This window comes from Ruegeria sp. YTSA108, assembly GCF_059610185.1.
The window spans coordinates 191,683-216,264 of record NZ_JBXWND010000004.1; the positions used below are offsets into that span (position 1 = coordinate 191,683).

Consider the following 24,582-nt stretch of genomic DNA (forward strand, 5'->3'; position numbering starts at 1 on the left):
TGTGTTATGAGTGAGAATAATCGTCGCGAGTTACTTCGTATAGCCAACGAGATGAAAGGCGTCAGCAATGACGAAACCGGGCAGTTTATCTCTCGGATCATTGGTGATCTTTCGAACCTGAAGCCCTCGATTGCTTTTGTTGGTCAGATCAAGGCCGGCAAATCCCGACTGATCAATGGTTTTACCGGACAGGCCGAATATCTGCCGTCGGATGTGAACCCTTGGACAACCGTAATCACTGATATGCATTTCGGCCACCCGTCGGGCCGGACGCAAGGTGCCGAGTTCCATTTCTTCGACAACCGTCAGTGGCAGTCCCTGATTGCCGAAGGCGAAGAGCTGCGCAACATGTTCCCCGATGACGAGGACAGTTATAAGCGCGAGATGATCGAAGAACAGGTCGACGCAATGAAGACCCGCGCCAAGCTTCGGCTGGGCGATAGCTATGAACAGCTGCTGGGCCAACATCATGATCTGGAAGACCTGAATTCGGATGATTTGGCACGTTATGTTTGCGCAGGCGATGACCCGACCGAGGGTGGGACACATGATCCGGCATCGGACCGGGGCCTTTACAGCGACATCACCCGAAAGGCCGAGGTCTATTTTGACATCGGACATTTCCCATTTCCGCTTACGGTCACCGATACGCCCGGTGTAAATGACCCTCTGCTGATCCGCGAAGAGATCTCTCGTCAATACCTCAAAGAGTCCGACTTTTTTGTGGTTGTCCTGTCGGCGCATCAGGCGCTTTCTCGGGCGGACTTGAAACTGTTCCGCCTAATGCAAGCGCTGGAGCTGGGCCAGATCGTGGTTTTTATCAACCGCGTGGACGAATTGGGAAATGGTGCCGAAGATGCCTTCAAGGTGCGGGCCGATGTTCTGGACGGGCTTGAGAAGGCGCTTGGGAACTCGAACATTGACGTGCTGACCGGCAGTGCCCAATGGGCGCATTACGCCCTGACCGGTGACGAAGCCGGTATCAATCACGACGATGTCCTGGCCTGGCTGCGCGCGCACCCCGATCAGATGAAGCAATATCTGGACGGTGTCGAAGAGATCAAACAAGGCCCCGGCCCGATCAGCCGCGAAGGTGTTTTGCGCTTTGCCGCAATGATTGCCTCCGGGTTGCCCGACCTGCGCCGGCATGTGACCCGAGCGCTGACAGAAGGCCCGCGCGATGAACAACTGCGTATGGCCTGGCAGCATCTCAACAGCTTTGCCCAAGGTGAATTGGACCGGTCCAAAGCGCATCTGCGCGCGATCGAGAACGACACCACAACCTCGGCAGAAGACGCTGGTGAAAACAACAGGATATTGGCCGATCTGCGGAACTCGGTCAGCGACAAGACCACCAAGATCATTGACGAAATGGATGACGTCCTGGCCAACCTGAGAGGCGTAATGGATGACACCGTGGCCGAGGCCGTGTCGGGCGTTGTTCGCGGCCCGAACGGAGATTCTCCGCTGTTGTCGAAAACCGGAGAAACCGAGCTGAATTTCACTCCGCTGCGTGACCGCATGCGCGAACTTGTTCAGGGGGCCACCCAAGTTGTCCGCCAAAGAATGCTGAGCGAGCTCTACGCAATCGACATGCAAAGCAATGCCACGCTGCGGGCTCTGCCCGGCTGGCAGGACGCAACCGACAACCGGATGAACACCAGCGCAGTTCGCTGGTTCCGTCCGGACACGTCCGCTTTGACCCGTGGCATCACTGTCGAACTTCGGGTAAACTGGTTGTCCCGGCTGATTTCGCGTAAAAGTGTCGTGTCCCGTGCCGAACGCATGATCGTTCAGGAGTTTGAGATGATCGGAGATGATCTGGTGGATACCGCCCGCGGTGATTTGACCGAGCGGCTCAATACCGTGCTGGACCATTATCTGGCCCTGCTCGCCACACATCTTGAACATCGTGCCGGAACCGGCGAAACAAATGCCCGGGCCGAGGCGCAAGCCGCCTTCAACCACGCACAACATATTTCTGACGAGCTGGGCACCCTATTCAGCCAGCATCAAACAGATGAAAGACTAGCAGAGGCAGCGGAATGATCGAATTTCCCGGAACCGACAAGGAAGTGAGGCAGCTCGAGCGCTTTCTGACCGCGACCGAAAGCCTGCCGAGCGACGTGGCGCTCGAAGATATGCGCGCCCGTGCCTTGGCGCATGCCGAACGCTTGTCAAACGCGGTCAATATTGGATTCGCCGGAGAATTTGGCGCGGGAAAATCCAGCCTGGCCAACATGCTGGCCGGGGCAGATATTCTGCCTACCGGGCCGCAGCATCTGAAACTGCCGCTCGTTATTGTGGCATATTCCGAAACCCCCGAAACAACTGTCGGGTGGTGGGACCGTGAACCTAAAGTCTATTCTGGAATTGCACTTGAAAAAGCTGCCAAGGACGAACCCGACTTTATCTCTGTTGGATTGAACACCCCTGCCCTGCAAGAGATATCGCTCTACGATCTGCCTGGGTCAGGCGCTTTGGATGATACCTATAAACCGACGCTCGATCTGCTCAAATTTGTGGATTGCGCAATCTGGTGCACCAACGGCACAAATGCATGGCGCGAAACGGAACGCCATCTTTGGGCTAAGGTTCCGGAAGAGTTGCGAGCAAACAGCATATTGGCTGTGACACATACAGATTTGCCTCCGGTACGCGACGCGCTTGACCGGGTGTTGGCCCGCTTGAACAAAGAAAAGCGCAATATGTTCCGCTCGGTTGTGCCGATCGGCACCCCAGTGGCTGTCCGTGCCATGGCGCAAGAGCCAGAACCGGATTTCGCCCTTTGGGAAACCTGCGGTGGACAGGGGCTGGCCGAACAGGTGCTTGATATTGCTTCGAACCGGCGACAGGCAGACCTGAGTTCGGCGCGCGAAGATCTGGAACAGCACTTTCTACCCTATCTGAAATCGATTGACGTTCAGGTGCCGGACATAGCCGCCCTCGACGCGCCCTCTATGCAGGCTACGCTGGAAAACGTGCTACCCCCTATCGACAATCCGATCCTGGAAGACTGGCTTGCCGCAATTGCCAGTATCTATGAAGACCTGCGGGAAACCTCAAATATGGAGCCTGCGGCTTTCCTGCAAAGCTGTCAGGAAATCGTTGAGGATTTCGCCGAGCGCCTGGAAAACGATGGCGAGATTGACCCGACGGCGGATTGGATTCCGGGTGAGTTCGAAAAGGCCACGGACTTGTTGCTTTTGCTTCAGTTCGAAAGCGGCGTTGCGCCACTGAAGGATGCGATTAGCATCCTGGCACAGCTGAGTGACAACCTTGCTTGGGCCGGCAGCCGGGTTGAATCGGCACAGCCAAAGACCGGAACCTGAAATTTCCGCTCAAGGCTGAGCGGAAATTCCGCGAATCGTAGATGCGATTCCTACGAATCTATTGTTTCGAATTTGTAGACCAATCCTTAAGAATTTGTTTTTAGCTTTCGATTTTATCACAATATATTTCTATATGTAGTATAAACTGTCAAATACACACCACATATAGATCAATCGCAAAAACGATCCTTAGTGAAGCCATCAGGCGGCCCCAATAAAGTCAAATTTGAATCGTCTAACCGACTTGAGTGTCCTGCGGTTGTTTTTGGTTGTGTGTTTGCGGGCTATTTGCCCAGGTTTTTTGCCGCAAAACGATTAGAACGGGCGGAATGAAATGAGCCATAACCAGGCTGTCGGTGCAACGCACGACGAACCTAAGATTGAAGGACTTGAACCTGGCGCAAAGCTGTTGCGCGGGCAGTATGAGATTCTTCGTTTCCTCAGCAATGGCGGGTTTGGGATTACCTACCTGGCCCGCGACAGCCTAGAGCGCGATGTCGTGATCAAAGAGTGCTATCCGGGCGCTCTGTGCCGTCGGAATGGTGACGCGGTTGAACCCATCAATCCCGACCACAAAGAAGATCTGCGCGCGATCATCGACCTGTTCATTCAGGAAGCGCGCAATCACGCCCGACTGGTTCATCCCAATATCGTTGACGTACATCAGGTCTTTGAAGACAACGACACGGCGTATATCGCTATGGACCTGATCCGGGGTTGCGATCTTCTAGATTATTCCGAGAACCCCGAAAACGACGCTGGCCCGGATTTCATTGTCCAAGTCACCGAGAAAATGCTGTCGGCCGTTTCGTTCATCCACCAAAGCGGAATGCTGCATCGCGATATCTCACCGGACAATATTCTGATTGACCAAAACGGAGACCCGGTCCTCATCGACTTTGGTGCCGCGCGGGAACAGGCAGCCAATCAATCAGCTGCCCTGTTGACTTTGCGGGTTATCAAAGACGGATATTCCCCGCACGAATTCTATGTACGCGGCGCAGATCAGGGACCCAGCAGCGACCTCTATGTTCTCGCGGCGACGCTTTATCACGCCATCAGTGGCGAACGTCCGATCGACGGGCAAACCCGACTGAATGCCTTCAACAATGGCCAGGATGATCCCTATACGCCCCTCGCAGGTCAGTACAGCGACTATCCCGATGGGTTCCTTGAAGCGATCGACAAAGCGATGGAAGTTCACGCAACAGATCGTCTGCAAACGGCCCTGGATTGGCTGCGGATGTTCCGTGGTCCCGGCGTCATGTTTGACTCGTTCGCCTATCGTCCGGTCTCGGTCATCGTAGCGATGGACCGTAAGGACGAAGTCGAAGAGCAAGCCCGGATCAAAGCCGAAAGTGAAAATGCCGAGGCGGTGGTGACTGCCTTGTTGGCTGGGAACCCTGACATTGCCCTGGGTAATGAGGATAAGTTTGAGGGCGATCTGGCCAAGTTTGCACAAAAAGAAGAGGCCGCGGTTGCGGTCGATACGATCGTCAAGAACGGATCAGGCGGCAGCGGTAAAGTCATCGCAGGCGCTGCTGCGGTGGTGGTTGCCTTGGCTGCAGGCGGATTCGTTTTGTTCAGTGGCAGCGAAGAAACCCCCGAACCGACAGCAGCGCCGGTCCAAGTGACCGAGACAGAGGCACCAGCCTCGGAACAGCCGGAAGAAGCCGTGGAAACGGCGGCACCGGCCGCTGCGGAAGCTGAAGCACCAGAACAAGAAGTCGCAAGCGTAGAACCTGTTGAGCAGACGGATACCCTCACGGCGCAAAACGCCGAAGCGCTACCTGTCGAGGCAGCCCCAGTTGCTGCTGACCCGGTAGAAATCAGCGCTGCTGCTGGCCAACCGGCAGAAACGCAGATTGCGTATTCTCATTGGGATGTGGAAATACCGTTCCAGACCTCGAAACGCCGCGCCTCGACTGGCAGCGTCGTTGTCGTGACCGGCATTGACCCCACGCTGGATACTTCCGTGATCGGAGAATGGGTGCAGCATGGGGCGTCGATTTATACTCTGAACGGAGTGCCGGTCCAGGCAGATGCAAGTTTTGCCGCCCAGATTTTGGATGACCTGAAGGTCGATCCGGATGGGTATATCCGCATCACTGCCCGTTATCGGGAACTCGGAAAAACCCGTGCGCAGAACGGATTGCTGGCCCTGCCCGCCATTCGCATGTTGGGTCTCGAGAATGGTTATGTGTTCACTATCAGAAACAGCAATGGAAACGGCTGGGCAACTGTTGTTGACACTGCACCAGACGCGCCCGCAGCAGGTAGCCTGCGCAAAGGCGATGTACTGATCTCGGAAAATCATACCGGTCAGAACATTACCAACCCTGAAGGGCTGGACGCGCTTTTGCAGCTCCTTGTTTCTGAAAACCAGTCCGAAGCCCGCTTTACAGTTCTGCGCAACGGTACTGAAACGGGTGCGGTTATGCCCCTGGTACAGGAGTAATGATCCGGTCTGATTGTGATCTGCCTGTGTGTGTTTGCTGAGAGTGAAACGAAAGCCATCACTCTGACGGGGACCGGCCCGTCGCAGAAGGTAAATGAGTTTTTTGTTCCCAATCATCAGTGCCTGTGTACCGAACGTGCAGAGGTGAGTAGCAGCCCCATGGGACGTAGATCCTGTGCCAAGAAACAAAGGTGTCGACACCATGTTTAAATATAAAAGCCCCCTTAGCCGGCTTCTCGAAGGTGCCGGCAAACCTCAAGAGACCGAAACCGAGGAGGTCGCGGCACCTGAGTCTGATAACGCTGAACCGATTGCGGATTTCAACGCACTTCGTAATGCACTGGCAGGCGGCAACACTACCGCTGATAGCTACGATGAAAGCGAAGAACTATTACCCGAAGACAAGATGCCGGAGTTCTCCGAAGCAGAACAAGCCACTGCCGATGAGATTATCGTCGAGGAAGTGGTCGCCGAAGTGCAAAGCGCCACCGAGGTTACAGTTGATGCCGACCCAAAGGACGACGAACCGGTTGTGACACTGCATGTGTCAACCGAAGAACTGACAGCCACGATTGAAGATCCCGCGCCTGAAATGGCGATGGAAGAACCGGTCGTAGACGTAGTCGTCGAGACAGTTGATCCGGAACCAGAAGCGCCTTCTGCCCAAGAGGTCGAGGTACAACCTCAGCCTGCTCCTGCGGCAAAAGAAGACAGACGCAGCCGTGTGAAAACCACCTTCCTGGGCTTCGAGCGCGCGGATACGCATGTTCAGGACCTGATGGAATCGGCCGAGCCGGTGGCTATGGCCAAGACCGAGGCCGCGCAGGCGACATTCCCGGTGGGATGGCTTGTTGTAACTTCCGGCCCCGGCCGCGGTTCCAGCGTTACGCTGACAGAAGGCCTGATGCAGATTGGGCGTAATGATGATCAGGCGATCCAGCTGGACTTTGGCGACACTGGGATTTCCCGCAGCAACCATGCGGTAATTGCCTATGACCCGGAAGACCGCAAATGCTATTTGGGCCATGGCGGCAAGGCCAATCTGGTGCGCCTGAACGGCAAACCCGTTCTCAGCACGGTTCCACTCTCCACTGGCGATCTTATCCGGATCAGTGAAACCTCAATCCGTTTTGCAGCCTTCTGCGATGACGGCTTTGATTGGCGGGATGCTTAATTGATGCTGGCGACCCCGGCATATGATCTTGCGCTGATCCTGGATCAGGGTCAGCGCGACACGCAGGAAGACGCGGTCGCGTCGCGTATGTTCGACGCGGCGGATGCGGGCTATGTCATCGTCGCGGACGGAATGGGTGGGCATGCGGCAGGAGAAGTGGCATCTGAACTGGTAGTCAAAGCCTGGCGCGATGCACTGGATACCGAACTTGAAGCAGACGCTCCGGCTGAGACAGCGCTGATCGACGCCTTACCCTTGGCAGCCATGCAGGCAAATGCCGCGATTTCGACCTACTGCGAGGAGCAGGGTGAAGATTTCAACATGGGATCAACCATGTTGGGAGTTTTGCTGCTGGAAAAGCGCGTCTTCTGGATTTCGATTGGCGACAGCCCCCTATATCTCTATCGCGACCGTACTCTCAGCCAAATCAACGAAGACCATTCGATGGCTCCGATGATTGATGCTCAGGTTGCTGCAGGTACCCTTACGCCAGACCAGGCGTCGTCTCACCCCGACCGAAACCAACTGACTTCGGTGATAATGGGCGCCGCAATTCCCAAGGTCGATTGCCCGGAAGAACCATTGGGTCTTAGCACCGCGGATGTGCTGATCGTGGGAAGTGATGGTCTGCAATATCTGAGCAACACAGAAATTCAGGCAATTCTTGAGGAAAACGAGGATGCGCTGGCTCAAGATATTGCGGATGCGCTGTTGCGGGCACTGAGAACCAGGAACGACCCGGATCAAGACAATACGTCGATTGGCGTCATCAAACTCAGAAGAAACGACTAGAGGCAAAGCAACCGGACCAATGAAACTCCATCTGATCATATCCAGCCTGGCACTAGCTGCCGCGACGGGCGCTGCTTCGGCACAAGAAGCATGCTCAACCTATGAAATCCAGCGAGGCGACAGCCTGCGGGAACTGACCATCGCAGTCTATTCGACCGAAGATTTTCGGATCATCTTCGAGGCAAACCGCGATGTAATCGGAAATAATCCCAATGTCATCCGCGTCGGCGACGTTTTGACCCTGCCGTGTTTGGAAGATATCGGGCGCGCAGCTGCCGTGCCGCTGACAGAGGCCGAAGCAATGGCCGCCGAAATGGCCGCCGAACTTGTCAAGGCTGCGGAAGATCGCGCTGCCAAAGCTATCGCCGAAGCCGAGTCCCGCGTGGCCGAAGCCAAAGCAGAGGCGGTCATCGCCGCCAAGGCTGCGGCCAAGGATGAGATCGAGGCCGCGCGTGCTGAAGGTGCTGCCCTAATCCGCAATGCAGGTACCGGTGAACGTCCTGAAATCCGGGACCGTCAGTTGATTTTGATCACTGGCGGCAACTATTCCCCGTTCACGGATGAAGCTCTGCCGCATCGTGGTCTATATACAAATCTTGTTGAAACCGCGATGTTGCGCGCAGCGCCGGAACAGTCCTACAAGATCCAGTTCGTCAATGACTGGTCTTCACATCTGGATCTGTTGATGCCGACGCTGGCATTTGACGCAACCTTCCCGTGGTCGCGTCCAGATTGTGACGACGCAGATGCACTGTCTGAAAATGACCGTTCACGTTGTGAAACCTACAATTTCTCGAACCCGTTCTATGAAGTTGTGGACACGTTCTTTGCTCGCGAAGGTTCGGGCTATGAAGAGACCCTGACATATGCGGACTTTGCCGGTGCAACCATCTGCCGACCCGAGGGCTGGTCCCTGTCGCATATGGACGCGGTGGGGCTGTACGAGCCCGCGATCACGATGCTGCGCCCGGTTTCGCCGGATGAATGTTTCCATGCATTGATGGATGGAACCGCCGACATCGCCGCAATTGAGGCCCATCTGGCCGTCGAGGCAATCGGTCGGCTGGGTTACGAGCATCGCATTGTAGAAAACCCCAACTTGGCAGCGATCAAGTCTCTTAACATCATGACTCACAAGGATAATCCTGATGGAGAAGCGATCCTTGAAACGCTTAATCAGGGTCTGGCGATCATGCAGCAATCAGGAGAGTGGCGCGACATCGTCTCAACCGCTCTGCGTTATCAAATGGAAAATGGCTAAGGCCCTTATTGGCCTAAACTCAAAAAAGTCTGGAGGAAGTGGACATGTATAAATTTAACCTGAAGAAAGTCGTGATTTCGGCCACCGCCGTCACCGCCCTGAGCGCCGGAGCTGCCGCAGCACAGGAAGCCTGTAGCAACTATACCGTCGCGGATGGTGACACGATGGCGACCATCGCCATCGCGGCTTATGGCACCTCGAACTATCAGCCGATCTTCAACGCCAACCGCAACATCATCACCAACCCAAACGCGCTGGCGCCTGGATTGGTTCTGTCCCTGCCCTGTGAAGACGGTAGTCTGCCGAATGGCCAGTCAGCACAGGAACTGATCGCAGCAGAAGAAAAGCGTGCGGCCAGTGTGAAACGTTCGAACGTCTACGCCCCGCCAATCAAGCTGGTAGCGGGTAACGGATGGGAGCCATTCACAACCGAAAGTCTGAGTGGTGGTGGGATCATGACCCGCCTGGCGACCACAAGTCTTCAGCGTGCCGGCAACAGCCGTGATTTCTCGGTCAGCTTTGTCGACGACTGGACTTCGCATTTGGAAACTCTCTTGCCGCTCGGCGCATTCGACATCTCGATCGCCTGGACAGTTCCAGATTGTACAAACCACACCTATGAGTGGTCTGCAGCGACTGAATCCCGGTGCAACGAGTTTGTTGCTTCGGTTCCGGTCTATGACATCGTCGGCGGCTTTTTCACTCTGCCGGAAAGCGAATACTCACAAGCGACGGCCTTCGAAGACCTCAAAGGTGCAACCCTGTGCCGTATGGACGGCTGGAGCATGGTTGTACTTGAAGAAGTCGGCTTGAATTCCGAGAACCTGACGTTGGTTCACCCCAGCTCGGCCCGCGAGTGTCTGGATGCCGTTTTGACCGGCTCAGCCGATGTGGCCGCGTTCGAAGTCGATCTTTTCGCTGCAACCATGAAGGACATGGGCCTGACCTCGGAAGATATCGTAGAAAACCCCTATGTTTCCACGCTGTCCTCGATGAGCTTCCTTGCGCACCGCACCAACCCGTTTGCACGCGAATACATCGCTATGGTCAACAAGGGCCTGAACGAAATGCGTGAATCCGGCGAATGGTATGCGATCATTTCGGACACGCTGCGTGAACAGAACGAAAAGCTGAACGCCGCGTCAAACTAATACCGATACATATGAACAGTCGCAGGGCCGGTCTTTGGACCGGCCCTGTCTTTTTTCAAGATCCAAAGATTTTTGCGACAGGAATGAGAGTCCGAATAATGGCTGCCGCGGTTTGATGCCTAAAAGGGCCGCCTTTCCCTTCGAAGCCGAAACAACTTGATCCCGGTGGCACTATCTGCCGGCGTTTGATCCAAAAGACTCGACTCTGTAAAAGCGGAAGCATAAAAAGAACAAATCAAGAACATATTGGTATCTGGCATGTTCGATGGAATGCAGCGTCGCGTCGTTTCATTGTGGTTTCCTCGGTTGGCAAGCGACCGGGTTCTGCGTCGACGCCTGGTGAATGGGCCCTTTGTCCTGACGCTCAAACAACAGAATGCCAATCGTATTTATTGCCTGAACGCTCAGGCTGCGGAACAGGGGCTGCATCAGGGCATGTCCTATGCGGATGCGCGCGCCTTTTGCCCCGCTTTGCAAAGCTGCACAGCCGATCCTCAGGCCGATATGCGTTTCCTGCACATCCTGCGTCGCTGGGCAACGCGCTATTGCCCCTGGGTGGGGATGGAAGGCGAGGATGGGCTGGTGCTTGACGTCACCGGGTCAGCCCATCTCTTTGGCGGCGAAGAGGCGATGTTGGCTGATATGCGCGGACGGTTTGCGCGCGCAGGGCTCTGGGTGCAGATCGGGTTGGGGGATACGCGCGGTGCGGCTTGGGCGCTTGCCCGTTATAACGAGGGGGTCGCAGCCTCTGGCAATATGCTGACGGCCCTAAAGTCGCTGCCGGTGGCGGCCTTGCGTCTGGATGAGAAGACCTCGGTCGCCTTACAGCGCATGGGCCTGCGCAAAATTGGTACATTGGCGGCAGCACCGCGCGCACCGCTGACACGGCGTTTTGGTCCCGGTCTGCTGCTCAGGCTGGATCAGGCTCTGGGCGCGCAACCCGAAGCAATCACGCCGCTGTCCGATCCCCCCCATTACGCGGTGCGCATGACCCTGCCGGACTCCATCGGATTACTGTCGGACGTGATGGCTGGTACCGAACGGCTGTTGGCCCAGCTCTGCACCAAGCTGAAGGCGCAAGAGATGGGCGCCCGGAAACTTTGCATGACATTGCGTCGGGTGGACCAGGACTGCCAGCAGGTTGAACTGCGTCTGGCCCGACCTCTGCGCGATCCTCAGCGTATCCTGTCTTTGTTCGAACGCGGTTTGGGGGAAATAGATGCCGGTTTTGGCATTGATCAAATGCGGTTGGAGGCCACCGGGGTTGAAGCGCTGCCAGTACAACAAATCAGCCATGTGTCGGACCACAGCAAGAGCCGGCTGGATGACCTGATCACCCGGCTGGGCACCCGGGTCGGGCTTGAAAACATACAGCGTTTCCTACCTGCGGACAGCCATATTCCCGAACACAGTTTCATCATCGCGGCCGCCGCCTATTCCAACCCCTCCAGCGGCTGGAGCATCCTGAACCCACGCCCGCTCTACCTGTTTCCACCCGAACCTATTGCGGCAACCGGCCCGCATCCGCCCGCGCGGTTCCGCTGGAGACGTATGTCCCTGACAACCGGCCATGCCACGGGCCCCGAACGCATCGCGCCCGAGTGGTGGCATCAGGATGAAAGCTGGCGGTCCGGTCTGCGGGATTACTGGCGAGTGGAAACCACGCAGGGGCGCAGGCTCTGGCTGTTTTACACGCCTCAGAATCCGGGCTGGTTTGTACAGGGAGAGTTCGCATGATCGCCGCAAACCGCCCGATAGACGCCCTGCATCGCCACATGCCAAAACCCCATGCACAGGGGCTGGGGTATGCCGAACTGTGCGTCACCACGAATTTCACCTTTCTGACCGGGGCCTCCCACCCCGAAGAGCTCGTCCTGCGCGCCGCCGAGCTGGGATTGTCGGCAATAGCCATCACGGATCACAATTCATTGGCAGGGGTTGTGCGCGCATGGTCGGCACTGCGAGAGCTTAAGCGGCAGACCAAACAGCCCCTTCAAATCAGATCCGAACATCGTGTTGATGCCTCTTCCCGGCAAGAGGTTGGCCACAGGCAGGCGCTTCCGAAACCGGACTGCACTGTTCTGCCTAAACTGATTACCGGCTGCCGGCTGCTGCTGCGCGACAGTGCGGTAGATTGGGTGGCGTTGCCCTGTGATCTGGCAGCCTACAAACGCTTGGCCCGCCTGCTGACGTTGGGCAAGCGGCGTGCGGATAAGGGTGATTGCGAGCTCTATACGCAAGACATGCTGACGGCCTGCAAGGGCATGATCCTGATCGCCCTGCCCCAGACCACCCTGTCAGAGGCCGCATCGGATATTCAAACCGTGCGGCGACGATTTCCCAATCATGTTTTTCTGGGTGCAGTGCCACGCTATGACGGCAGCGATCAGACCTATCTGGCCGAATGCGCCCAACTGGCGCAGAAAAGCTGCGCCCCCATGGTGGCGGTCGGGGATGTGCTGATGCACCGCGCCCACCGCAAGCAACTGGCCGATATCCTGACCTGCATGCGTGAAAACATCACGATTGATCAGATCGGCACCCGCGCATTGCCCAATGCCGAACGCCGCCTCAAATCCGGCCAGGATCTGGTCCGGCTGTTCCGCCATCACCCCAGCGCCTTGCGGCGCACGATGGAGATTGCCGACAGGTGCAGCTTTGATCTGGCGGAGCTTTCGTATGAATACCCCGATGAGATTGCAAGCGGGGAACATCCGCAAACGCGTCTGGAACGTCTGGCACACGAAGGGTTGCAGCGCCGGTACCCCGAAGGGCCGCCCGACACGGTGGTCGGGCTGATGCGCAAGGAACTGGCGGTGGTCGCGGATCTGCAGTTTCCCGCTTATTTCCTGACTGTACATGACATCGTACAATATGCCCGGTCGCAGGGCATTCTGTGTCAGGGGCGCGGGTCCGCGGCCAATTCGGTGCTCTGTTACCTCTTGGGCATCACGGATGTCAGCCCCGACCAGATCGCCATGGTCTTTGAACGGTTCGTATCCAGATACCGGGGCGAGCCGCCGGATATTGATGTCGATTTCGAGCATGAGCGGCGTGAAGAGGTGATCCAGTGGATTTACGAGAAATATGGCCGCGAACGTGCTGGTCTTTGCGCAACTGTCATCCATTTCCGCACCCGTGCAGCCATTCGCGAGGTGGGCAAGGTCATGGGGCTGTCGCAGGATGTAACCGCTGGGCTGTCGAGCCAGATCTGGGGCATGAGCAATGGCGGCGTTGATCTGGACCGTATTCGCGAGCTGGGGCTGGACCTCAGCGACCGGCGCCTCATGCAAACCATTCATCTGATTGGCGAAATCATCGGCTTTCCCCGCCATCTGTCCCAGCATGTTGGTGGTTTTGTGATCACCAAAGGACGCCTGGACGAGCTTTGCCCGATTGAAAATGCCGCAATGGAAAACCGCACCGTCATCTGCTGGGACAAAGATGACATTGATGCTCTGAACATCCTGAAAGTCGATGTGCTGGGGCTTGGTATGCTCAGTTGTCTGCGCAAATCCTTTAGCCTGCTGCAACAGCATGAAGGCCAGACCCTGAGCATCGCCAAGGTGCCTCAGGACGACACCGCCACATATGACATGCTCTGCCGGGCGGATGCGATCGGCGTCTTTCAGGTCGAAAGTCGGGCGCAGATGAATTTCCTGCCCCGGATGCGCCCCCGCGAGCTTTATGACCTGATAATCGAAGTTGCTATTGTGCGCCCTGGCCCCATTCAAGGGGATATGGTGAAGCCCTATATCCGGCGACGCAATGGGCTGGAAAACCCCGAACCCTTTGGCCCGGAACTGGAACAGGTGACAGCGCGCACATTGGGCGTCCCCCTGTTTCAGGAACAGGCCATGCAGATTGCCGTGGTCGGGGCCGGATTCACGGCGGAAGAGGCCGACCATCTGCGCCGCTCATTGGCTACGTTCCGGCGAATGGGCACAATCGGCACATTCCGGGATAAATTCATCAATGGGATGCTGGGCAACGGCTATGACATCAAAGTGGCCGAGCAGTGTTTTTCCCAGATCGAAGGCTTTGCCGATTACGGGTTCCCGGAAAGCCATGCGGCGGCCTTTGCCATGCTTGCCTATGTCTCCGCCTGGCTGAAACGCCATCACCCGGCGATCTTTGCCTGCGCGCTTTTGAACTCTCAACCCATGGGGTTTTACGCGCCCGCTCAGATCGTGCGCGACGCCCGCGAGCATGGGGTCGAAATCCGCCCCATCTGCGTCAATCATTCCGAGTGGGACAATATACTGGAACGCCGCCCCGATGGCGCGCTGGCGCTGCGGCTGGGATTCCGCCAGATCAAGGGGTTCAGGGAAGAAGACGCCGGCTGGATTGAGGCCGCCCGCGGCAATGGATATCAGGATCCAGAGGCGCTGTGGCTGCGTGCGGGGCTGCGGCCTGATGTACTGACGCGCTTGGCCGAGGCAGACGCTTTTTCCGATATGGGGCTGACCCGGCGCGATGCACTCTGGCAGGTCAAAGCCATTCAAAGCCCCAAACCTCTGCCCTTGTTCAATGATCCGATTGACGGGGAAACGGTTCACGAACCCCCGGTCAACCTGCCCGCCATGCAGCTGGGCGAAGAGGTGGTCGAGGATTATGTTGCCACCCGCCTGACCCTGCGGGCCCACCCGATGGAACTGCTGCGCCCCTCTCTGCCAGGGCTGACCACACATGTCGCCTTGCTAGAGGTGCCCCTGGGGCGGCACAGCGTTTGTGGTCTGGTTATCACCCGTCAGCGGCCGGGCACGGCGTCGGGTATAATTTTCCTGACGCTAGAGGATGAAACCGGGGTCAGCAATGTGGTGGTCTGGCCCAAGGTTTATGAGCGTTTCCGCCGGGCCGTGATGGGCGGGCGCCTGCTGCGGATCACAGGGTATCTGCAGCGTGAAGGGATTATCGTGCACCTGATCGCCCAGGACGTTCAGGACATGTCACATAAGCTTTCCGAATTGGGGCACCCGCAACCAGAGGTCCTAAGCACCGAAGGGTCCCGCACTGATGATACACCGAAGAAATCCCGCTATCCTGCCAGGGCAATGCACCCACGGGATCAGGCAAAGCGGCTGTTTCCAAGCCGGGATTTTCATTGAACCGCACTGCTGCATATCTCTGGCAGGGTCCGCACTGTCGGATTGCCGCAACTCAAAACAATATTGAGGCAAACTCACCCCTACCCCGTTCACAGGGCAAGACACCCTGTGCTAGGTTAAGCACGTATAATTGTTTATGAATTGGTGAGTTTTCGATGGCGCGAAAATGTCTGGCAATCCTTATTACGTCGGCGGGTCGCCGTGTTGGCCTGCTGCAATGCTTCAGGGCGGCTGCGGAACGTCTGGATGTTGACCTGACCATCATCGCCTGCGACCTGAACCCAGATGAAAGCGCGGCTTGCGCGCTTGCCGATCACGCCGCCGCCGTGCCGCGATGTGACAGCCCCGACTATGCAACCTCGATCCTCGAGATTGTGCGTCAACACGGAGTCAGCTTGGTGATCCCCACAATCGACCCGGAACTGATGCCCCTGGCACAGGCCGCGCCCGCCTTTGCCAATCTGGGCGCGCGAGTCCATGTCTCGCCGGTGAACGTGATTGAGGTTGTCCGGGACAAGCGCCTGACAATCCAGAAACTGTCCGAAGCCGGGGTTCCTGTTCCGCGCACATTGGATCATCAGGAATTGCTAGAGCGGCCACAGGACATCAGTTGGCCCATCTTTGCAAAGCCAAGTGGCGGCAGTGCAAGCCGGGGGCTGGATGTATTCGAAACCCTCGCTGATGTCCCCTCTGAATTCCCCGAACCGATGATCTTTCAGGACAAGCTGAACGGACCGGAATACACAATCAACATGTTTGTAGATGCCTCGGGTCAGCTCTGCACTGTGATCCCGCATCTGCGCATTCAAATTCGCGCCGGTGAGGTTGAAAAGGGTGAAACCAGGCGACGCAATGATCTTCAAACCATCGCCGAAGGCATTGCACAGGCCCTGCCCGATCTGCGCGGAGTCGCCTGTTTTCAGATCATCGACGATCCAGAACATGGCCCCGCAGTGCTTGAGATCAATGCGCGTTTCGGGGGTGGCTACCCTCTGGCCGATCATGCGGGCGCACAGTTCGCACAGTGGCTTTTGGAAGAGGTCGCCGAATTACCGTCAACCGCCAATAACAACTGGCGCGATGGTGTGAAAATGATGCGATATGACAGTGCGGTGTATCAGGGCTGATGCTGGTATTTGATCTGGACGATACCCTGTATCTGGAGCGAGATTTTGCCTTTAGCGGCTATAACTGGCTGAACGGTTGGGTCCACGAAAAAACCGGCGCTGAAGGGTTCGGACAACAGTGTCAGGCCGCGTACAATGCGGGGGAAAGACGACGCATATTCAATGTGGCTTGCGCGCAGACCGGCCTTGATGCGACCGATGCTTTCATACAGGACCTGATCACCAAATACCGATCACACCCGCCCAGTATTTCGCTATGTAAGGATGCCGAGCGGTTTTTGACAAACGCAGATCAGCCAATGGGGTTGATCACCGACGGGCCCGAAAAGATGCAGCGCAACAAGATCGCCGCGCTGGATCTGGACCGCTTTATTGCGCATATCCGCCCGACCGGCGCCTGGCCGGATGGCTACGGGAAACCGCATCCCCGCGCCTATGAAGAGATGGAGTTGATCGCGAAAAAACCCCGCAAAATGGTCTATGTCGCGGACAACCCGGCCAAGGATTTTATCACTCCGAATGCAAGGGGTTGGCGGACCGTTCAAATCCTCCGACCCGGGGCTGTGCATGATCCGATTCCACCCAGTTCTAAGCATGCCGCATATGCCACGGTCACCAGCTTAGGCCAGCTTACAGAAGTTCTGTCAGACCTTTAGCCGTGCCGGCTTTGGCAGCAACTCCGATTTGCACATTGGCAATCAAAGAATCCCAGTCCGACAGAACGTGCTGCGGTTCCAGCCATTCCCTGTTATGGCGTGCATTCTGACGCATTTTATGCAGTAAGGCATCATCCTTTGACAGGCTGACAATCGCCTTGGTCAGACCGGCAACATCCTCGGCCGGAACAAGCAATCCGTTTCCCCTGTCGCGGATCAATTCCCGTGGCCCATAGGCGCAATCGAACGATATGACCGGCAGACCTGTGACCGTGGCTTCGGCAACCACGTTCGGAAACCCTTCAAAGCGGGAGGGGAATACCAGAATATCCGCGTCTTGCATCCAGTCTCCGGGTTTTGGGCTGGCGCCGGGCAATGACACGATATCCGACAAATTCGCCGCCGATATCTGCTGTTCCAAGGCGCCGCGCTCGGGGCCCTCGCCAAAGATCGTCAACCGGATGTCTGGGTTGTTGCGCAGCACTTCGGGCATTGCCCGCAGCAGCATATCGAACCCCTTTTGACGATCCAAACGCCCGACAGCCACAAGCCGGGTCTGTCCGGACCCGATGTGAATCCCCCCCAGCGGAGCACATGGATTGGGGATTACACTGGCCTTTGGGATCAGGTCCGCAGGCAAATCCAAACGCGCACGTTCGGTCTGCATGACAATTCCGGACGCCCCCCGCGCAAGCCTGTTCACCGCTTTCAGCCACATGGGATTTCCGCTTTGGACCAGTGGATTGTTCCGCTCGGAAATTACAACCGGCACCCCGGTTCCACGCGCGGCCAACATGGTCAGCACATTCACCTTGGTCAGAAACGAGATGATCAGATCGGGACGCACAGCCCGGATGATCTTGCGAATATGCAAGTAGCGCCGTGCCTGCGTCAGTCGCCGCGAAATCTTTAGCGGCTGAATCATGTGCAAATGCGCGCACTCAGGATAGGCGAAATAGGAACCAGAATCCTCTGTCGCCATCCCGGCGACGTGAACCTCATCCCCGGCCGAGATCCGATGCGCGGCGATCATTGCGGCGATCTTTTCCGCACCGCCTGCTCCGAACCCAGCTTGCACCAATAACAGTTTCATTTTTCACTCAGCGGCGCTTTTTACACGATCAGCTTGCTGTACCAGATCCAGAGTTTCTGGACGGTTCAACTCTTGTTCGACAATGGGCCGGTTCAGGTCTTTGGACTGAAGGAAAATCCGCCCAATATATTCGCCCATTATTCCCAGGAACATCGCATTCAAGGTCATCGACAGCAGCAACAGGATGGTGGTCGTGGCAAAACCGCCCGGCCAGTTCTGGCCAAAGAACAGCTTGCCGATCACATATCCGATCATCAGCAAAAACGTCCCTGTGCCAACCGTCAGACTGATCATCGAGGCAAGGCGCAAGGGCAGAAGCGAGTGGTTGATCAACCCGTCGACAGCAAGCGACAGCATGGCCCGAAACGGAAATTTCGACTCGCCAGCGGTGCGCGCATTGCGATCATATTCAAAGCCGATCTGGCGGAAACCCATCCCACTGATTAACCCGCGAACATAAGGAGAGCGATCATCGACCCGGCGCAACTCGTCCAGAATACGCCGGTCAGTCAGCCGAAACTCGCCCGCATTTCTCGGCAAATCATCATTGCTGATCATGTCGATCAACGCATAAAAGCCGCGCCGCGCGGCAGCGACGATAGGTCCGTCCGGCAGGCTACGGCGAATGCCGTAAACCACGTGATATCCCTGCCGCCAGGTATCCAGCATCTGCGGGATCAGTTCGGGCGGGTCCTGCATGTCGCAATCCAGTTGGATCGAACACGCCCCGTTTGCGGATCGATAGGCGGTCAGAACTGATGACTGATATCCCATATTGCGGGCAAACCGGATGACCCGGACACGGGGATCAGCAGCAGCAATATCCGACAGGATTTCAAATGTACGATCCGTGGAATGGTTGTCAGTGAAAATGATCTCGGGCTCATAAGAGGGCAGATCGTCAAACACCTTGGTCACACGTTCATAGGCCGTGCGAACGTTATCTTCTTCGTTCAAAGCGGGGATCAGGATTGAAACCAAAGTCACGCGTTCATCTCCGCTTGTTGTGACTGTTTTGTCCATTGAACCGTCCTTTCAAGGCCTTCACGCAAAGCGATTTTTGCCGACCAGCCATAACGTTCCGCCATCTGTGAAGGATCCGAAACCAACAATACCGGGTCATCCTTCGGCGGCGCAGAAGAAACCATATCCGGAGCTGCTCCGGTCAACACCTGCAACTCTCCTGCGACCGCGGCCATATCCGGAGCATCGCCAGTGACAACATTAATGACCGACCCCGCCTTGTCCGGTGCGTCAGCAATCAGAAGCAGCGCTTCGACTATGTCGTCAATATGTATCAGATCACGCCGATCATGTGGACGATGAAGGAAAACCGGGGCTTTCCGCAACAGGCGGCCAATGGCATGGGGTATGAAGAAATCTTCTGACTGTCCGGGACCATAGGTCAGCGCCAACCGCGCCGTAACAGCCTTGAACGGCAGCCGGGGCTGAGCCATTTCAATATATTGCGTTCCGGCCACCAGAGAGGCGCCATAGGAATTTCGCGGGTTCTCTCGCGAAGTTTCGACATAGGGCAGCTTGATATCACCATATTCCGCAATGGATCCGGTGCGCACAAACGCATTGGGCGGCTGATCACAGATGGCCAAAGCCGACAGGATCGCAACCAGCGTCGAGAGATTTTGCAAAATACTGGCATTCAGATCTGCCAGGTCATCAGTCTCGGCAAATTTTGTCTGCGCGGCGGTATGCAGAACTACCTCGGGTCGGAACGCATTCGCGACGCGTTTGATCGCGGCAACATCCGAATACCCATCGGTGAAAAAGCGGATTCCCGATGCACCTTGCAAACGGTCCAGAGAGGAACCCGGCCGCGTAAGCACAGCGACCTCATCGCCCCGGGCCAAACAGGCCCGAGCCAGATGAGAGCCGATGAATCCGCTGGCTCCGGTGATCAGTACGCGCGTCATTGTTTTCCCTTCAGGGAATAACTACTGGCATTGGCAAAGGCACGATGAACTTGCCGCCAGCGGCTTCGAAATCAGCCATCTGCTCGCGGATTTCATCAAAGAAATTCCAGGCCAAAACCAGCAGGTAATCAGGTCTGCGTTCCATGACCGCTTCGGGGGCCAATACAGGAATAAGCTTGCCGGGCGAATACAGGCCCTGTTTCAACGTGTTCCGATCAACCAGAAAATCCAGCGTTTCCGTGCCGATATCAAAATAGTTCAGCAACGTGTTGCCCTTGGCGGGCGCACCGTAGCCAGCAATCGTTTTGCCAGATGCCTTAAGCTCGGCCAGCATGGAAACAAGGCTTTCCTGCATCGCATGAACACGCTCGGCAAATGCTTCGTATGCCTCTTTGTTGGTCATGCCCGCGGCGTCTTCGTCGGCCAGCATATCAGCAACGATCGGCGCAGGGGTTTTGTTCAGCGCGGCGGGTTGCATGAACACGCGCATCGAACCGCCATGAACCGGCAGTTTTGTGACATCCACTACATCAAGCCCAACGGACTGGCCCAGTTTGACGACGGACAGAAGGCTCAGTTCAGAGACATGTTCGTGATAAACATTGTCGAACTCGTTGGTCTCGAGGATCATCTTGCCCCAAGGCACTTCGATGATGAAGACGCCGTCATCTGTCAACAGGTCCAGAACACCTTCGGTAAAGCCGTGCAGATCGTCTATATGGTTGAAGGTATTGGTCGTCGTGATGACGCTGGCCGGCCCTTCGGTTTCACGAATCTGCTGCGCGGTGGCGCGGTTGAAAAAGTCCACATGGACCCGAACGCCCCGTTCGCCGGCAATCTTGGCTAGGTTGGCCGCCGGGTCGATACCCAATGTGCGCCCGCCCTGATCGTTGGCATGGGACAGCATCAGCCCATCATTACAACCGATATCAATGATCAGCCCACCTTGCGCACGCTCTACCGCGACCGAGGCGAGTTCGGCGAAATGCGTGTGCATAGTTGCCGCACCGGACGGAACATAAAGATAGTCCGTAAAGAAATCAGCAGGCACCTGATCTGCAACCTGGATCAAGCCACAATCCAGACAGGCCTGAGTATTCAGCGGGAAAGCCGGTTGCGGAACATCCTTTTGCTCGGGCCGTGCGAACATATTGGCGGGCGGGTGATCGCCCATCGGCAGCACAAGCATAAGGTTGGTAGACCGGCAGGTACGACAGGTCGTGCGAACAGACGTATTGATGCTTTGATCGTTCATCAGACCAGTGCTCCTTGGAATTTCAATGCAAATTCTTCAAATTTTGCATGCATATAATCGATTTGCGCTTGTATCAGACCATGGTGACAAGCCAGCAGGATACCCCCGCGCATAACCGCATCGGAATTGGGATAGCCCGCGGGATCTGCTCGGTAATCTACTTGCTTCATGGCAGGCTGACGCAGAATGTTTCCGGTAAAGACAGGCCGAGTTTGAATGTCTGAAGTCTCAAGGAATATCTGCATCTCGCGCCGCGTGAATGGGGCACCTTCGCGCAATGTCAGCGGGAAGGCCAGCCACCCGGTGCGCGAGTTCGGCAGTTGTTCAGGCAGGATGAACCAGTCTTCATAGCGGGCAAAAAAGGAGCGATGAGCAGCGAAGGCCTCTTCGCGCACGCGGATGTTGTTGTCCAGTTTGCTCAGCTGCACCAACCCGAATGCCGCGCTGATTTCCGAAGGTTCAACGTTATAACCAAGATCCTCGAACAGAAATTTGGCATCATACTCGATCCCGTCCAGTTTGACGTTGAACCGGTTCTCGATGGCCTCGGATTCCACAAACAGCGAGGACGACCGCCCCCAGGACCTCAGCAACAGCGCCTTGCGGCCAAGCTCTTCGTCATTCACGCACAACATGCCACCATTCCCGGCGCCATTGATGACGTGGCTGCCGTAAAAGCTGGTGGTAGAGACGTCGGAATAGACGCCCGTGCTTGTACCGTCGATGGTCGCGCCCAGCGTGTCAGCGCTGTCTTCAATTACCTTCAGACCATGCGCATCGGCCAGCTCGCGGATACGGCGCCAATCTGGCAGGTTTCCGATCAGTGACGGGATCATGACGGCAGATGTATTTGGCGTAATCATGCGTTCGATCGCGTCTACGTCGATATTATAGGTCCCGACCGCGGCATCCACAAAGGTCGGGATCAGGCCCTGACGGACAAGCGGAGCAACCGTCGTGGCAAAAGTCAGGGCCGGAGTGATAACTTCGCTGCCCTTTGGCAAGTCCAGAATCTCGACCGCGAGATAGTTCGCCGATGACCCCGAGTTCACCATGATGCCGTGGCGTTTGGAAAACAAAGCAGCCACTTTTTCCTGCATCTCGCGCACTTTGGGGCCCATCTGGGTGGACGTTTTCAGAACTTCGACAACCGCGTCGATCTCTTCCTGGCCATGCACGGTTTGACCGTAATTCACTCGCATTATTCTTTTCTCCTCAATAACCCGCTATTGCGCGGCGACCGGAGCCCGGTCGAAATCCCGTGAAGACATCAGGTCACTGTAGAACCCGATCTGATTGTTTGTGATCCCACCCATCTCCGCACCGGCGGCATGGGCCTTGTACCAGTCTACTGTCAGGCGAACGGCTTCGGGCAATGTCAGTTGCGGACGCCAACCCAATCCCGTTTGCGCCTTAGTGCTGTCCAGTCGAAGAATACCTGCCTCATGCGGCGCGGCAGATGTCTGTTCAGCAGACGCCATCGAAAACTGTGGCGCTCCGTCGCCCCAGGCATCCTGCATCAAGGTTGCCAACTGCCGGACATCCACCGTCCCCGACACATCAGGGCCAAAATTCCAGGCGCCAGCAAAGCTCTGCCCATCCCGATACATTCGCGCGGCCAAGGCCAGATAGCCCGACAGCGGTTCAAGAACATGCTGCCAGGGGCGCACGCTGAGCGGGTTGCGGATCACCACCGGTTCGCCCGCCTCGGATGCGCGGATCACGTCGGGGATAAGCCGATCTTCGCCCCAGTCGCCCCCTCCGAACACATTCCCGGCCCGGACTGTTGCCAGTTGCGGCCCATCCGCTGATGAAAAGAAGGAATGACCATAAGATTGCGCCACAAGCTCGGTACAGCCTTTCGAGGCGCTATACGGGTCCCTGCCGCCCATCGGATCGTTTTCGCGATAACCCCAAGTCCATTCCTTGTTGTCGTAACACTTGTCACTGGTGACAACGACCACCGCCTTCAGTGAGCGCATCCCCAAAGCGGCATCCAGAACATGGGCCGTTCCAGATACATTGGTCGCAAAGGTTTCGGCAGGATCCCTGTAAGACCGGCGCACCAAGGGTTGGGCGGCCATGTGGAACACGATTTCAGCGTCCACCCCTGACAGTGTATCCAGCACCGCCTGACGATTGCGGATATCCGCAATCCGGCTGTCGGTCAGCCCGTCAACAGAACAGGCATCAAAGAATGAATGCCCCTGTTCGGGAGGCAGTGACAAGCCTGTCACCTCTGCCCCCAGACGCCTCAGCCATGCACAAATCCACCCGCCCTTGAATCCGGTATGCCCGGTCACAAGAACACGGCGGCCGGCAAAAACGCCATCAAACTGAGAATTGACCTGCCCGCTCACGGTTCACCTCATATCGCCAGAGCTGGGTAGCTCTTGCCCGAACCTTCGTTGAAATTAAGCCAGGGCGGCGTTTCACCTTCGCACAGACCGTCCAGCGTATTCCTGTCGCGCAGGGTATCCATCGGGTGCCAAAACCCATCATGGCGATAGGCCATCAACTCTCCGTCGCGGGCCATCTGGGTCAGCGGGGTCTGTTCCAGCGGCTCATTGTCATCAACCATATAGTCCAAGACGCCCGGCTCGAAGACGAAGAAGCCGCCATTGATCCAGGTTTCGCGATTGCGGACCTTTTCTGTGAAGGCGTCAACCCTGTCGCCCTTGAGCTCGATGTTACCAAACCGCGCCGGGGGCTGAACCGCAGTTACGGTCGCCAGCTTGCCGTGTGATTTGTGGAAATCAATCAGTGCATTGATGTCGATATTTCCCACGCCGTCCGAATAGGTGCACATGAACGGCTCATCAGGAGTCAGCCAATCCTTGAGCCGACGGATACGACCACTGGTCATGGTATGCGCACCGGTGTCGACCACTGACACATTCCACCCGCCCGGAGCAGAAGGGACCAGTTGCAATTCCCCAGTGTCCAACGATACCGATATATTGTTGGCGATCAGGTGATAATTGGCAAAGAACTGCTTCAGCAGCAATGCTTTGTACCCGGCAGCCACAACAAAATCACGATGTCCGAAATGGCTGTAGATATCCATCACGCGTGCGATGATCGGACGCCCGCCCACTTCAACCATGGGCTTGGGAATGGAAACCGTTTCTTCGGCCAGACGCGAGCCTAGTCCACCAGCCAGAAGTACCGTTTTCATTGTCTATCCTTCCTTTATTCGATCAATAGAATTGATGGTCATGTGAATGGGCCCGCCCAGGAAAAA

Annotated in this window: 18 protein-coding genes; 11 read left to right on the plus strand and 7 right to left on the minus strand. The window is 56.6% G+C overall.

The genetic code is table 11. The features are described 5' to 3' along the window. Positions 1-6 precede the first annotated feature (6 nt). The 11 genes from AC2FHW_RS08155 to AC2FHW_RS08205 all read left to right on the plus strand — a co-directional run bounded on the left by AC2FHW_RS08155 (position 7) and on the right by AC2FHW_RS08205 (position 17,059). A complete protein-coding gene (locus AC2FHW_RS08155; RefSeq protein ID WP_496689350.1) occupies positions 7-2,049 on the plus strand; it encodes a dynamin family protein in 2,043 nt (680 codons plus the stop codon). After that, a complete protein-coding gene (locus AC2FHW_RS08160) occupies positions 2,046-3,332 on the plus strand; it encodes a dynamin family protein (RefSeq protein WP_271948831.1) in 1,287 nt (428 codons plus the stop codon). Before AC2FHW_RS08155 ends, AC2FHW_RS08160 begins: the two co-directional genes overlap by 4 nt. Positions 3,333-3,666: 334 nt before the next feature. Next, complete coding sequence (locus AC2FHW_RS08165) at positions 3,667-5,790, plus strand: serine/threonine protein kinase (protein ID WP_496821760.1); 2,124 nt, start codon at positions 3,667-3,669, stop codon at positions 5,788-5,790. Between the two features lie 202 nt (positions 5,791-5,992). Next, positions 5,993-6,964: an FHA domain-containing protein gene (locus AC2FHW_RS08170; RefSeq protein WP_281995082.1), complete on the plus strand. Its 972-nt coding sequence runs from the start codon at positions 5,993-5,995 to the stop codon at positions 6,962-6,964. 3 nt (positions 6,965-6,967) lie between these two features. Beyond that, positions 6,968-7,756: a PP2C family protein-serine/threonine phosphatase gene (locus AC2FHW_RS08175; RefSeq protein WP_281995081.1), complete on the plus strand. Its 789-nt coding sequence runs from the start codon at positions 6,968-6,970 to the stop codon at positions 7,754-7,756. A 19-nt stretch (positions 7,757-7,775) separates the two neighbouring features. Next, positions 7,776-9,017, plus strand: coding sequence for a peptidoglycan-binding protein LysM (locus AC2FHW_RS08180; RefSeq protein WP_496677129.1), 1,242 nt, complete (start codon positions 7,776-7,778; stop codon positions 9,015-9,017). A gap of 44 nt (positions 9,018-9,061) precedes the next feature. Then, complete coding sequence (locus tag AC2FHW_RS08185; protein ID WP_271948822.1) at positions 9,062-10,168, plus strand: transporter substrate-binding domain-containing protein; 1,107 nt, start codon at positions 9,062-9,064, stop codon at positions 10,166-10,168. Positions 10,169-10,426: 258 nt separating this feature from the next. Then, complete coding sequence (locus AC2FHW_RS08190) at positions 10,427-11,905, plus strand: Y-family DNA polymerase (protein WP_142636239.1); 1,479 nt, start codon at positions 10,427-10,429, stop codon at positions 11,903-11,905. After that, the gene (locus tag AC2FHW_RS08195; RefSeq protein ID WP_142636238.1) at positions 11,902-15,276 is read left to right on the plus strand and encodes an error-prone DNA polymerase; all 3,375 of its coding nucleotides are present in this window, start codon (positions 11,902-11,904) and stop codon (positions 15,274-15,276) included. Before AC2FHW_RS08190 ends, AC2FHW_RS08195 begins: the two co-directional genes overlap by 4 nt. Positions 15,277-15,431: 155 nt before the next feature. Then, positions 15,432-16,403: an ATP-grasp domain-containing protein gene (locus AC2FHW_RS08200; protein WP_221929479.1), complete on the plus strand. Its 972-nt coding sequence runs from the start codon at positions 15,432-15,434 to the stop codon at positions 16,401-16,403. After that, positions 16,403-17,059 (plus strand): HAD family hydrolase, encoded by a 657-nt coding sequence (locus AC2FHW_RS08205; protein ID WP_271948819.1) that lies wholly within the window; start codon positions 16,403-16,405, stop codon positions 17,057-17,059. Before AC2FHW_RS08200 ends, AC2FHW_RS08205 begins: the two co-directional genes overlap by 1 nt. On the opposite strand, the gene AC2FHW_RS08210 is transcribed toward AC2FHW_RS08205, so the two are convergent. From AC2FHW_RS08210 to rfbF, 7 genes are read right to left on the minus strand one after another with little or no spacing between them, the layout of a single operon-like run. After that, on the minus strand, positions 17,034-18,152 hold the full coding sequence (locus tag AC2FHW_RS08210; protein ID WP_271948817.1) for a glycosyltransferase family 4 protein: 1,119 nt from the start codon (positions 18,150-18,152) through the stop codon (positions 17,034-17,036). The two genes, AC2FHW_RS08205 and AC2FHW_RS08210, sit on opposite strands and share 26 nt — an antisense overlap. Positions 18,153-18,155: 3 nt before the next feature. Continuing rightward, complete coding sequence (locus AC2FHW_RS08215) at positions 18,156-19,175, minus strand: glycosyltransferase family 2 protein (protein WP_185956666.1); 1,020 nt, start codon at positions 19,173-19,175, stop codon at positions 18,156-18,158. Then, on the minus strand, positions 19,136-20,083 hold the full coding sequence (locus AC2FHW_RS08220; protein WP_271948814.1) for an NAD-dependent epimerase/dehydratase family protein: 948 nt from the start codon (positions 20,081-20,083) through the stop codon (positions 19,136-19,138). Before AC2FHW_RS08220 ends, AC2FHW_RS08215 begins: the two co-directional genes overlap by 40 nt. 10 nt (positions 20,084-20,093) lie before the next feature. Beyond that, positions 20,094-21,338: a class I SAM-dependent methyltransferase gene (locus tag AC2FHW_RS08225; protein ID WP_271948813.1), complete on the minus strand. Its 1,245-nt coding sequence runs from the start codon at positions 21,336-21,338 to the stop codon at positions 20,094-20,096. After that, positions 21,338-22,540: a DegT/DnrJ/EryC1/StrS family aminotransferase gene (locus AC2FHW_RS08230; protein WP_271948811.1), complete on the minus strand. Its 1,203-nt coding sequence runs from the start codon at positions 22,538-22,540 to the stop codon at positions 21,338-21,340. The genes AC2FHW_RS08225 and AC2FHW_RS08230 overlap by 1 nt, the downstream gene beginning before the upstream one ends. 24 nt (positions 22,541-22,564) lie before the next feature. Further along, entirely contained in the window at positions 22,565-23,698 is a 1,134-nt protein-coding gene (gene rfbG, locus AC2FHW_RS08235) for a CDP-glucose 4,6-dehydratase (RefSeq protein ID WP_271948809.1), read from the minus strand. Between the two features lie 8 nt (positions 23,699-23,706). Beyond that, a complete protein-coding gene (gene rfbF, locus AC2FHW_RS08240; RefSeq protein WP_142636222.1) occupies positions 23,707-24,516 on the minus strand; it encodes a glucose-1-phosphate cytidylyltransferase in 810 nt (269 codons plus the stop codon). Between the last annotated feature and the right edge of the window lie 66 nt (positions 24,517-24,582).